This window comes from Enterococcus pingfangensis (assembly GCF_005405205.1).
GTDB classification, from domain to species: Bacteria; Bacillota; Bacilli; order Lactobacillales; family Enterococcaceae; genus Enterococcus_A; species Enterococcus_A pingfangensis.
Genome location: NZ_BJDP01000005.1, coordinates 145,606 through 158,200, shown reverse-complemented (window position 1 = coordinate 158,200; position 12,595 = coordinate 145,606). Strand labels below are relative to the sequence as shown.

General features: G+C 39.9%; 12 protein-coding genes. 8 read left to right on the top strand and 4 right to left on the bottom strand.

All coding sequences use genetic code 11. The features are described from left to right. Nucleotides 1-2: 2 nt before the first annotated feature. The 3 genes from FFM63_RS03740 to FFM63_RS03730 all read right to left on the bottom strand — a co-directional run bounded on the left by FFM63_RS03740 (nt 3) and on the right by FFM63_RS03730 (nt 4,232). Entirely contained in the window at nt 3-1,220 is a 1,218-nt protein-coding gene (locus FFM63_RS03740; protein ID WP_137608989.1) for a Tm-1-like ATP-binding domain-containing protein, read from the bottom strand. 98 nt (nt 1,221-1,318) lie between these two features. Further along, nucleotides 1,319-2,509, bottom strand: a complete 1,191-nt coding sequence (locus FFM63_RS03735; protein WP_137608988.1) for a phosphoenolpyruvate hydrolase family protein — start codon at nt 2,507-2,509, stop codon at nt 1,319-1,321. A 547-nt stretch (nt 2,510-3,056) separates the two neighbouring features. Beyond that, entirely contained in the window at nt 3,057-4,232 is a 1,176-nt protein-coding gene (locus FFM63_RS03730; RefSeq protein ID WP_137608987.1) for a NupC/NupG family nucleoside CNT transporter, read from the bottom strand. 275 nt (nt 4,233-4,507) lie between these two features. On the opposite strand from FFM63_RS03730, the gene FFM63_RS03725 reads away from it, so the two are divergent. The 3 genes from FFM63_RS03725 to FFM63_RS03715 all read left to right on the top strand — a co-directional run bounded on the left by FFM63_RS03725 (nt 4,508) and on the right by FFM63_RS03715 (nt 8,192). Further along, nucleotides 4,508-5,146, top strand: coding sequence for a GntR family transcriptional regulator (locus FFM63_RS03725; RefSeq protein ID WP_137608986.1), 639 nt, complete (start codon nt 4,508-4,510; stop codon nt 5,144-5,146). A gap of 129 nt (nt 5,147-5,275) precedes the next feature. Continuing rightward, a complete protein-coding gene (locus tag FFM63_RS03720) occupies nt 5,276-6,475 on the top strand; it encodes a quaternary amine ABC transporter ATP-binding protein (RefSeq protein ID WP_137608985.1) in 1,200 nt (399 codons plus the stop codon). Continuing rightward, nucleotides 6,468-8,192: an ABC transporter permease/substrate binding protein gene (locus tag FFM63_RS03715; protein WP_137608984.1), complete on the top strand. Its 1,725-nt coding sequence runs from the start codon at nt 6,468-6,470 to the stop codon at nt 8,190-8,192. The genes FFM63_RS03720 and FFM63_RS03715 overlap by 8 nt, the downstream gene beginning before the upstream one ends. Nucleotides 8,193-8,281: 89 nt before the next feature. Here FFM63_RS03715 and proC read toward each other — a convergent pair whose 3' ends face one another. Beyond that, the gene (proC, locus tag FFM63_RS03710; RefSeq protein WP_137608983.1) at nt 8,282-9,094 is read right to left on the bottom strand and encodes a pyrroline-5-carboxylate reductase; all 813 of its coding nucleotides are present in this window, start codon (nt 9,092-9,094) and stop codon (nt 8,282-8,284) included. 190 nt (nt 9,095-9,284) lie between these two features. On the opposite strand from proC, the gene FFM63_RS03705 reads away from it, so the two are divergent. The 5 genes from FFM63_RS03705 (at nt 9,285) to FFM63_RS03685 (ending at nt 12,544) form a co-directional block, all read left to right on the top strand. After that, nucleotides 9,285-10,244 carry a helix-turn-helix domain-containing protein gene (locus FFM63_RS03705; protein WP_137608982.1) on the top strand — a complete coding sequence of 320 codons (960 nt, stop codon included), beginning with the start codon at nt 9,285-9,287 and terminating at the stop codon, nt 10,242-10,244. Then, nucleotides 10,237-10,542: a hypothetical protein gene (locus FFM63_RS03700; RefSeq protein ID WP_137608981.1), complete on the top strand. Its 306-nt coding sequence runs from the start codon at nt 10,237-10,239 to the stop codon at nt 10,540-10,542. Before FFM63_RS03705 ends, FFM63_RS03700 begins: the two co-directional genes overlap by 8 nt. Nucleotides 10,543-10,617: 75 nt before the next feature. Further along, a complete protein-coding gene (locus tag FFM63_RS03695) occupies nt 10,618-10,968 on the top strand; it encodes an iron chaperone (RefSeq protein ID WP_137608980.1) in 351 nt (116 codons plus the stop codon). Then, nucleotides 10,961-11,329: a VOC family protein gene (locus FFM63_RS03690; RefSeq protein WP_137608979.1), complete on the top strand. Its 369-nt coding sequence runs from the start codon at nt 10,961-10,963 to the stop codon at nt 11,327-11,329. Before FFM63_RS03695 ends, FFM63_RS03690 begins: the two co-directional genes overlap by 8 nt. Before the next feature lie 351 nt (nt 11,330-11,680). Then, complete coding sequence (locus tag FFM63_RS03685) at nt 11,681-12,544, top strand: sulfite exporter TauE/SafE family protein (RefSeq protein ID WP_137608978.1); 864 nt, start codon at nt 11,681-11,683, stop codon at nt 12,542-12,544. The last annotated feature ends 51 nt before the right edge of the window (nt 12,545-12,595 follow it).

The window sequence follows — 12,595 nt, the reverse complement described above, 5'->3', positions numbered from 1 at the left end:
ATTTAAATTCCTTCCTTATTTATTAGATTAATCAGTTTTTGCGCAGAAAATTCCGCAAATTCCTGATCATTAATTGCATTGTTTAATTCAATTAATTGAACATTTTTATTATTTAAATGTTCCTTTATCGAATTGATTAATGCCAGGTCTGCTTCTGGTGAATAAAAAGGACCATCGACTATATCGATTCCTGAAAAGCCATCTTTTGGGATAATTAAAATAGTTTCTATTTGTGATTGGTTTAGCTTTTCGGCAATTATTACACCTAGCTTTTTATTCTCCTCAACAGTTGTTCTCATCAAAGTAACCGTAGGATTATGTTTATAGAATAATCTTTCCTTAAATTTCTCTGGCACAGTGTCAAATGGACCAAAGTTGACCATGTCTAGCGCACCAAGTGAGACTACTTGAGGAACTTTTGCGGCTACTGCTGCGTCAAGTCTCTTTTCCCCGGCATTTAGAATTCCACCTACTAGTTGGTCAGCCCATTCAGTCGTTGTGAGGTCAAGTACGCCTTTAAAATAGCCATCTGCTATCAAGGACTCCATTGTCCTACCGCCAACTCCGGTAGCATGGAAGACCAAAACTTCAAAGCCATTTTTTTCAAGATATTCTCTAGCAAAATTAACAGCTGGAGTAGTCACGCCAAACATTGTTGTAGCAATCAATGGGCGTGCATCTTCCTCCGATTCAAAACGATAATTCAATAATCCGGCCATAGCAGATACCGCATTCCCAAAGATTCTTTTTGATATCTTATTTAGGCCAGAAACATCTACGATTGAAGGCATCATGATAATATCGCTTGTACCAACATAGACACTAGTATCTCCTGAAGCTACTGTCGAAACAATCAATTTTGGAACTCCAATTGGCAGCTGCCGCATTCCGGGAGCCACCAATGAAGTTCCTCCTGTACCACCAAAAGATAAGACCCCGTCAAATAAATTTTTGGCATACAACTTAGGCAAAAGAATCTCTAATCCTTTTGACAATACATCTGTTGCGTAAGCCCTATCATTTCGTTTGCGGATCAACTCAATATTCTCATTCACTTGTTCAGCGACTTCAGAGACATCGATGTCTGGAACAAATGAAGGTTCAAAAACTCCAATATGGATAGTAAAGACGTTCAGATCGAGATCTTCCAAAAGTTTTTTAATATATTGATACTCTGTCCCTTTTGAATCAAAAGTCCCAACTAAAGCTACCGTTTTCAATTGTTTATACCTCCTTATTCGGTAATATTTACTGTTTACAAGGTAATTATAGGGGGATAAGTATGGTTTGAAAACGTTTTATTAAACTAGAAAATAGTTTATATATTAGATTCTCTGTAATTTTTGGGTGATTGATGTATATATTTTTTGAAGATTTTATTGAATTGTGCATAATCCGGGTAACCAACTAGAGTAGCTATTTCAACTAATCTCAAATCAGTGGAGTTCATTAGTTCAATCGATTTATTCAACCGAAATTTGATTAGGTATTCTGTAAAGCTTATTCCAGTTTTTTTCTTAAACAGATCACTCAGGTAACTTGGGGACAAATTCGAAAATTCAGCTAATTCGCTAATATAGATAGTAGTAGAATAATTCTCACTAATATATTTTTTGACGAAGTCCACAGGATCATAGTATTTTTCAATACCTTCTAAAATTTGTATCGTCAAATTATTATGATGAGTATGTGTCGCGTCTTTAAAAGACTTGATTTGTGAGGATAAAATCTGTTCCGAATTGATTCTTTCGAATGTTGATCCACCAATATATCCTTTTATCTCTGGAAATTTATTATAAATATAACGAGCTTCTATCAGGTCGTTGATTGGCCCACCATAAACCATAATAATACTTGTTGAATTTTGTTTTTTTAGCAAGGCGCATATTCCTTGAATCGTCATCAGCATATTCTCAAAAGAGCGCATTTTCTTGGCACCCAAACTACCACCCTCAGTGAGACCGAGATGAATACAAAGAATATCAGGACGTATTTGATCCATCATTTCTGCCTCATGAGTATTTGTGACAAAGCCCATCGTAAATAAACCAAATTTTTTTGCAGCGGCAATAAATTCTATTTCTTGATTAAAAGTAATTCCATCTTCCTCCAAAGCTTCTCTAAATTGTCCATCAATCAGACTAATCGTTGGATAATTCACTATGCCAGCAAAATTATTTTCATAGATATATTTAATCAACCCTGTTGAATCCATTAAGGGATCAGTCGTATTCACACCAAATAAAACAGGAAAATTCTCAAGAAGGGGTAGTATCTCTCTTGTAGAAAAATCTCGTACTAAATCATTACTATTAGCGAATGGAAGGTAGCCACCTAATGAGCTTCTGCCCATCTGCCTAAATTTACCAGAATTTAAAGCTAAAATTATATCTGCTCCGCCATTTTTAGCATTGACTGCGCTCATTCCCGTCGCGGTAGCCACGCCTAAAAGATATTTTCCTTCATAGATTTGCCTCTTAAGCTTCTTTAAGACTATTTGCTTTTTCATATTTGCCTCACGCTTTCACTATCAACAATAGATTCACTTTTCTCATTACTATTATACTTTAGTTAGGAAAAAAAAATAAACCTATGTTTACCTAAAAAAGTGGCAAGGATGCTTTGAGATATCCCCAGTCAATTGGACAACTAAATTCGTTCAATATTTTGCTGAATTAAAATGAAAGGACAGTATCATCATGAAAAAAACACTAGGGAAAAAGATACAGAATGCTTTTTATAGAGAAAATTCCCAAACGTTTTGCAGATGGAGTGCATGCCAATGCTCATCAGATTGGCACGATTAGCAGCCCTTAGATCACACGCCAAGGGGGCGCATGATCTAAGGGCTGCTTCTCTCCATTTCGAGAAGGAAAGAGATACAGATTAAAATTTTTTATCGCAAGAACTTCAGAGAAATTCTTTTGGTATAGTCTAAAATTAATTTCTGCAATTTTTTTGAGATAAACGCAAATTATATTTGTCGGTATTCTTTTCTTGATATTTTCAGGGGGACTACACCATCCCGTTTTGGAATGGTGATCGGTGTTTTTGACTTAGAAGATCAAGCCTGTAATAATCGCACTTAAAAAGCTGACTAAACTGGCACTTAACAAAATTTTCAAACCATGCTTGGCAACTAAATTGCCTTTTTCTTCATTCAAACCTTTCATAGCACCGGAGATGATCCCGATGGAAGAGAAGTTGGCAAAAGAGACTAAGAAAACGGAAATGATCGCTGTCGTACGAGCTGAGAAATCCCAATTGCCGTTTGCTAACTCAGTCATAGCTACAAATTCGTTGGTCACTAATTTTGTAGCCATCAAGCTACCGGCGTCAACCGCTTCTTTCCAAGGAATCCCTGTGATGAAAGCCAATGGCGCAAATACATAACCTAAAATCTCTTGAAAGGTCAGACCGGTGATCTGAGCAAAAATAAAGTTAATCATCGCGATTAATGCGACAAAACCAATCAACATCGCGGCCACAGTCACAGCTACGTGGAAGCCGTCTAAAATATATTCGCCCAACATTTGGAAAAAGGTTTGTTCTTTGTCTTCTTCGATCACCAATTCGTCATTTTCCAATTGATAAGGATTCACGATTGAGGCAATCAAAAAGCCGCCGAATAGATTCAAGATTAGCGCAGTGATCACATACCGCGGCTGGATCAATGCCATATAAGAACCAACGATCGACATGGAAACAGTCGACATCGCTGAGATTCCCATAGTCGTTAAACGTTGTTCAGATAATGAAGGAAGTTCTTTTTTAATGGAAATAAATACTTCAGACTGTCCTAAGATCGCCGAAGCAATCCCGTTGTAAGATTCTAATTTTCCCATTCCATTGATCTTGCTGAGCGCAAGCCCGATCCCTTTCATGAAGAGCGGTAAAATCTTAATGTAACGCAAGATTCCGATGATCGCAGAGATGAAGACAATCGGCATCAGAACATTTAGGAAAAACGGAAAACTGCCTTTGTTGGCGATCCCGCCAAAAACAAATGCGACTCCTGAACCGGCAAAACTCAGCAAGGAATCAAACACACCGGCCAACCCACTGACGATGGTCGTTCCTACAGTCGTTCGTAATAAAATAAATCCTAATAAAAATTGCAATACTAACATGACCAAAATCGGCGTATAGCGAATTTTTTTACGATCATTGCTGATCAAAAAACTTAAGGCTAAAACAAGAATCAACCCAATAATACCTATCAAAAAATGCAAAAAATCACTCCTAATTTCTGTAGAATTACTTCATTTTTTTCATGCCGTTTTGCTAGTCATGCTGCCGTAACATTCAGCAGAATCGGCAATCTGGGATAGCGTAACTTTTTTTAGCCGAAATTGCGAAAGATATCTTAAAAAAATTTGTTTCTATGATTAAATTCTAAAGAGGAAAACACTAACAACTTCATTTTTACCGATACATAGTGATTACAGCTTTTCTGAAAAAAATATGCTATGCTTGGAAAGAATTCTGCAGAAAAAGAGGGATAGGAATGGAAGGGGAAAACAAGAAGCGGATTTTACTGCCGCGCTATCAACAAGTAGCAGTAGAGATCGCCGAACGAATCGCCGATAAACGGTATCAAGTAGGAGAAAAAATCCATGCACGCTCGACATTGGCCAGCAATTTCAATGTTTCGCCAGAAACGGCACGCAAAGCGATCAATGTTTTAGTGGATCTTGGGATCATGGAAGTCCGCCACGGCAGCGGAGCGTATGTCCGCTCGCGGGAAAAAGCGCAAGTTTATTTTGAAAAATATCAAGATGTGCAATCGATCCAAGAAATAAATACTGAGATTCAAGCCAGTGTTGAGAAACAAAAGCAAGAGCTGGATTCTGTCAGTAAACTGTTGAATCAATTGATCTTGCAAACGAAACGCGTTCATAACGTTGCGCCGTTTGTTCCTTATGAATTGACGCTGACGGAAGTTGCGGCACACTTGGAAAAAACGATCAATGAGTTGAATATTTGGCATGAAACCGGTGCGACCATCATCGCGATCCAACAGAAGAACGAATTATTGTTATCTCCCGGACCTTATGCCAAGATCTGTGCTGGCGACACGTTGTTTTTTGTCGGCAATGAATTAGTTTTACAGCGGATGCAGCATTTGTTTTATCCAGATAAATAATTCAATCCAAAAGAAAAAGCCGCGGTTTTTTCTTTTTTTGTTTGCAGAAAATTTTCAGCATCTTTTTTGACAAAAGTGACCACATGATGTTAAGGTTGTATGGTCACTTTTTAAGAGGAGGATATTTTTTTGAGTAAAGTTAAGGTAGAACATCTGACTAAAATCTTTGGTAAGAAACAGCAACAAGCCCTTGCGATGATTCAAGAAAATCGTGCAAAGACTGAAATTTTAGAACAAACAGGTGCAACTGTTGGTGTGTATGATGCAAATTTTGAAGTCAATGAAGGAGAAATTTTTGTTATTATGGGACTTTCCGGCAGCGGGAAATCCACGCTGATCCGTTTATTAAATCGCTTGATCGATCCAACTTCAGGGGAGATCTATATCGATGGAGAAAATATTGCTCAAATGGATAAAGAGGCACTGCGTGAAGTGCGCCGCCATAAAATCAATATGGTTTTTCAAAACTTTGGTTTGTTTCCTCATCGGACGATTTTAGAAAATACAGAATACGGACTTGAAGTGCGCGGCGTACCAAAAGCCGAGCGTCAAGCTAAAGCAGAACAAGCATTAGAAAATTCTGGGTTATTGAGCTTCAAAGATCAATATCCTAATCAATTATCCGGCGGAATGCAGCAGCGGGTCGGCTTGGCACGAGCGCTAGCCAATGATCCTGAAATTTTATTGATGGACGAGGCGTTCTCTGCGTTGGATCCGTTGATTCGCCGTGAGATGCAAGATGAATTGTTAGATTTGCAATCAAATGTACAAAAAACGATCATCTTCATCACGCATGATTTGAATGAAGCGTTGCGGATCGGTGATCGGATCGCGTTGATGAAAGATGGTCAAATCATGCAGATCGGTACCGGCGAAGAAATTTTGACTCATCCAGCCAATCAATATGTACGCGATTTTGTCGAAGATGTGGATCGTTCAAAAGTGTTAACTGCACAAAATATCATGGTTCCGGCGTTTACGACAAATATCGAAGTCGACGGACCAAATGTCGCGTTGAATCGGATGCGTAAAGAAGAAGTCAGCATGCTTTTAGCAGTGGATCGCAAACGAAAATTAAAAGGCAGTCTGACGGCGGAAAAAGCGTTAGAAGCCCGTAAAAATAATTTAACACTGAAAGAAGTCATCGATAAAAATGTCCGCCGGATCCCTAAAGATATGCTGGTCACGGACATTTTCAATCTGATTTTTGATTCGCCGGCACCGCTAGCGGTAGTCGAAGGCGACCGCTTAGTCGGAGTCGTTATTCGCGGCAGTGTGTTAGAAGCATTGGCCAATACAGAAACGGAAGAGGTGGAAGCCCATGTTTAATTTTTTACAACAAGCCTTGCCTGTCGCCGATTGGGTCGAAGGATTTACTAATTGGCTGACGGGAACTTTTGCCGGACTATTTTCTGTCTTGCAGCATGCAGGGCAATTTTTGATGGATGGAATGACCAATCTATTAACAATGATTCCACCGTTATTATTTATTCTTGTCTTGACGGTTATCGCCTTTTTTATCTCGAATAAAAAATGGGGACTGACGAGTTTTACATTGGTTGGATTATTGTTTATTTATAATCAGGGATTATGGACCGATCTGATGAGTACCGTTACATTAGTTCTTTTATCCAGTCTATTGTCGATCATCATCGGAGTACCGCTTGGAATTTTAATGGCTAAAAATGAAACAGCTAAAAAAATTATCACGCCGGTTTTAGATTTCATGCAGACGATGCCGGGATTTGTCTATTTGATTCCAGCCGTTGCTTTCTTTGGGATTGGAATGGTGCCGGGGGTGTTTGCCTCCGTGATCTTTGCGTTGCCGCCAACTGTTCGTTTTACTAATTTAGGGATCCGTCAAATTCCTAAAGAATTGATCGAAGCTTCGGATTCATTTGGCGGAACTGGAAAACAAAAACTGTTTAAACTAGAATTGCCGCTAGCTAAGAGCACGATTTTAGCCGGGATCAACCAAACGACGATGTTGGCTTTATCAATGGTTGTGATCGCATCGATGATTGGTGCTCCCGGTCTAGGCCGCGGCGTCTTGTCCGCTTTACAGCGCGCACAAGTCGGAAATGGCTTTGTCAATGGATTGGCGTTAGTAATTTTAGCCATTATCATTGACCGCTTTACACAAAATATCAACAAACCAAAACAACACGTGGTTGAAAAGAAAGCGAAAACAAACAAGAAAAAAATCGGGATCATCGCAGGTGTAGTCGCAGCAGTTATCTTGTTCGCTTCATTTGGTCTTAATGGAATGTCTAAAGAAACAAAAGGCACGATCAATCTGACTTATGTTGAGTGGGATACAGAAGTCGCTTCCACCCACGTGGTCGGCGAAGTCTTAAAAGAGATGGGCTACGATGTCAATCTGACACCGCTGGATAACGCGATCATGTGGGAATCTGTAGTAAAAGGCGAATCGGATGCGATGGTCGCTGCATGGCTGCCAAATACCCACAAATCACAATTTGCTCAATACAAAGATCAAGTAAATGATCTTGGCGTCAATTTAAAAGGTGCCAAAGTCGGAATCGTTGTACCAGACTATATGGCTGTGGATTCGATCGAAGACTTGACGGACCAAGCCGATAAAACGATCACGGGAATCGAACCTGGCGCCGGAGTAGTCACTGCAGCTGAGAATACAGTGAAGACTTATCCAAACCTTGCTGATTGGAAAGTTTCAACGTCATCTTCAGGCGCCATGACCGTTGCACTCAGTCAAGCAATCAAAAAGAAACAACCGATCGTCATTACAGGCTGGTCTCCCCATTGGATGTTTGCTAAATACGGATTGAAATACTTAGAAGATCCCAAAGGCGCGATGGGAACAGCAGAAGCCATTCATACAATCGCACGCAAAGGATTGAAAAAAGATCAACCTGAAGCGTACAACGTATTAAATAATTTCCATTGGAACCAAAAAGATATGGAGAGCGTCATGCTGGCAATCAACGAAGGCGAAGACCCTTCCCAAGCCGCAAAAGATTGGATCAAAGACCACCAAAAAGAAGTTGCAGAGTGGAAGAAATAAAAATCAACAACCGCCAAACATTAGATTTTAGTCTGATGCTTGGCGGTTGTTTTTTATCACTTAAGATAGAACACATATATTGGTTTAAATTATTTCTTCCCTAATTCTTCGTCTTTGCGAATGGTGGCGTCGATTCCTTTGATCACGGTGGAGATGAAACCGTGGTCTTCTAATTCGACAATGCCTGCGACGGTTGTTCCACCGGGAGAACTGACGCGGTCGATCAGGGTCCACGGATTTTCTTTGCTCTGAGCCAACGTTTCTGCACTGCCTAAAATGGCTTGGGTCGCCATTTCTAAAGCAAGGTCTTTTGGCAAACCGTTTTTCACCGCGGCACGAGCGATGGAATCGATGAATAAAAAGGCATAGGCGGGAGAGCTTCCAGCAATCGCTGTGAAGATAGAAAAATATTTTTCTTCTAGCGGCCAAGCTTTGCCTACGGCGTTGAATAGGTCGATGATCGTTGATATATCTGTTTGTGTGGCACTTGGATTTCCGCAAACAGCGGCGGCACCTTCACCGACCATCGCATTCATATTCGGCATCACGCGAACGATCCGAATCGGCTGATTGGTCTCAAAGACTTCATAAATCGCTTCGGTACTAGTTCCTGCGGCAATCGAAACGATCAGCGGATCATTTTTTAAGATCGCGTCTTTTGCGGCGAGCAAAACGCCTTTGATGACGTTCGGTTTGACCGCTAAAATCAAAGTGTCGACGGTTTCGATGACTTCTTGCGGATTTTCCAACGCATGTGCACCAACTTCTTTTGCAAAGGCTTGGACTTTCTCAGTTGATATATCGTATAGATAAATGTTTTCTGGTTGACTGAAGCCTTTTTGGATGATTCCTGTAACGATTGCCGTCGCCATATTGCCGGCACCGATAAAACCAATTTTCATATTTATTCCTCCTAAATTTTTTAGCTAGTTTTTAATCTACAAAATTAAACTAGTGATCAAAGTGTTTGAATCAAATGTTTAAAATTTGAAAAGATGGTACAATCAATAAAACAAGTATATGCTGATAGGCATTTATTTAAAATAGTTTAGAAACAGAAGAAAGTGTTTGATTCTAAGGTGGGAAAGTTCATTGGATGTAACCGTGACACAATATACTGATTTTTATCGCTTTCTAAAAACATTGGATTGCTATTTAGCTGACAATGACAAAATGATCGACGAAGTTCGGCGTTTTACAGAAAACCCGCAGCGGGAAATCGCGGCGTTCGTGACTAAAAAAACGGGTGATCAAATTACTGTTCCTACAGGTTTTGTTCGGATCTTATACGTGCTAAAAGGTTCGGCGGTTGTTAGAACAGAGGACGTAGCAACAACGCTGACTACCGGCGGTCTGATCATCACGAATGCTGTTGCAGATCTTTCTTACGGCGCTGAGTTTGATTCTGAGGTGATCGCCTTTTATTTCAAGTCGAGCTACTTTACTGAGTCGCTGCTGGGCCAATTTTTTGAAGAACCGCTGCTTTATCGTTTTTTTATCGAGGCATTAAGTGATGAATTTAGCGGTATCGGTCGTTATTTGATCTATGATTTTGCTGAGGTGACAGATGTCCATTTTTATGCGTTACTTTTGTTGAAACAAATCGTCAAAATGGCTTATTTTAATAATAAAGTAACGAAATCAGCGTTTGTGCTCTTGATCGTTGAGATCAGTCAGGCGGCGCCGGAACGTTTGGTTGCTAAGGATACTTTTGTTTCGAATGGGCAATTGACTGAAGAAATATTAGCGTACATCGATGCTCGGTTAGAACAAGTGACATTAGCAGAAGTTGCGCAAAAATTTCACTTCCATCCGAATTATTTATCTAATTTACTAAAGGAAAAAACGGGTCAGTCTTTTACCGAAGTTGTTTTATTTCGAAAAATCGAACGATGCAAAAGTTATTTAGCACAGACAGAACTAACAGTGCAAACGATCGTGGAACGCTTAGGTTATAAAGACAAAGCTTTTTTCTATAAACGTTTCAAACAGATTGAAGGAGTCACACCGAGTCAGTATCGAAAAAATGAGAGGAAGAAACTAAATGTATGAAGAAATTTTTGCTGAAGTTCAGCTGACTGTCGCAGAACAGCCGATCGAATGGGTCGACGGCTTGCCGTTTTATCGCGGACACATCAAAGAACTGCCTTTTATCACTGGTGCAGGTCCCTCAAAAAAGGCGATGTATCGTCAATTGGCAGAACAATACCAAGAATATGCGGCCTTGAATCAAGTTGAGGATAAAGAAGAGGAAATGACGTCTTCTTTATTGACGGCTGATCAGTTGTTGAAATATTATGACGGCGAAACGTTTGACGGTTTTTCATTGGGTGATTTATTGAAAGAGTAGAGCAAATTTCTATCGCTTTTTAGTCATTTTCGCTAAACTAACTGAAAAGGCTATTACGAATAAGGAGCTGAATGTATGTCACCGATTGAGATCTACATCAATGATGCTGAAAAAGAGCAACAACCTTTGCTGAAAGAGCTTTATCAGCTCATCAAAGAAATTGTTCCAGCAGAAACAACGGAAAAAATCTCTTATGGGATGCCGACTTTCTATTTAAAAGAAAATCTGGTCCATTTTGGCGCGATGAAAAAACATTTAGGATTTTACCCGACACCTAGCGTGTTGACGGTTTTTCAAGAACAACTGGAAGACTACAAAACTTCAAAAGGTGCCGTGCAGTTTCCGTATGAACAAGAATTGCCGAGCGATTTGATTAAAAAAATGGTTCATTTTCGTTTAGAAGAGGTGGTGGCTAACTATGCTTAAAGAAATCGAAATCATGTTGTATGTCAATGATGTCGCTGCTAGTGCGGCTTTTTGGCAAGAAGGGCTGGGTGGAACGATCCGCTCGCAGCAAACGATGGTCGATGGCTCGCTGCAAGTAACGGTAGAATTGTTTGAATCGGTCCAGTTAGTTTTGTTTGATCGGGCGTTCATTGCGGAGTATTCTCCGGAAGTCATCAATAATGTTCCTTCATTATTATTAAAAGTATCGGACCTGGATAGTTATCATAAACGGCTGCAAAAAATCAGTCCAGTGGTAAATCCAATCGCGGAACAAGCGGGTAAAAGACTATTTAATTTTTCAGATCCTGAGAATAATTATTTTGTCTTGAGTGAAGAATGATCAGATTTTATACTGAGTGATTTGCGACTTTGAGGGTGTGACAAGAATCTTGTCACACTCTCTTTTTTCGAATAAACGGTGTTTCAGTGGCATCTTTAGAAATGCGCCGAGATTTCACAAAAATTTGAGCAACGATTTTCAAAACTGTCCGTTGATTTCTTGAAACTGCCCACTTCTGTCATCCTCACTTTTTTTATGGAAATCGATTTGACAGTCCACTTTGAATAATGTACTGTTTATTGGATGAATATCATCAAACTGTTAGTTGATTTAAGTTAAATTCCTTATGAAGTGCTGTATTATTTTATAAGGAAAAAGCGCTTTATTATTAAATTGTTAAAGGAGAAAATCATGGTACAAATTTTGTTGGGGTTGCTAGGCGTCCTATTAGTTTATTATCTTTTTTATTTTATTCGCGATTTAGCTGCAGAACGAGGAAATTGGGGCAGCGGAAACGCCATAGTCTCAGGAGTGATCGGTCTGGTGACCGATGCGATGGACACGTTAGGAATTGGAAGTTTCGCACCGACGACGATGTTGTTGGAAATGACGAAACAGTTAGATAATGACCGCAAACTGCCGGGAACATTGAATGTTGCCCATACGGTTCCAGTAATTATTGAAGCATTTATTTTTATTACAGTTGTAAAAGTGGCACCGTTAACATTGTTCTCACTAGTTATCGCTGCGATCGTTGGTTCATATGTAGGTTCTAAAACGGTCAGCAAATTGCCAGAGAAAAAGGTGCAGTTCTACATGGGGATCGCTCTGATCATCACGGCTGGTTTGATGGCGTTGAAACAATTAGGCTTGCTTGATATGTTAGGAACAGGCAATGCGTTGACTGGCTTGACGGGGATCAAATTGATCATCGGGATCGTTGGGAACTTTATCTTAGGCGCGTTGATGACGATTGGAGTTGGCTTGTATGCACCATGTATGGCTTTAGTTTATATGCTGGGCTTGAATCCATTGGTCGCTTTTCCAATCATGATGGCTTCATGTGCGGGCTTGATGCCGGTTGCCGGTGTGAATTTCATCAAATCTGGCGACTATGCCCGGAAAGTTAGTTTGGCAATTACGATCGGTGGGATCATCGGTGTGGTGATTGCGACTAAATTCGTTACTGGATTAAACATGAATGTTTTAACGTGGATCGTGATCGCAGTAGTTATCTACTCAGGCGTTACCTATATCCGCAAAGGCTTGCGTTAAGTTCAGTTCGGACAGTTATGAAAAATTTTTAAAACCGCTCGACCCCTTGCT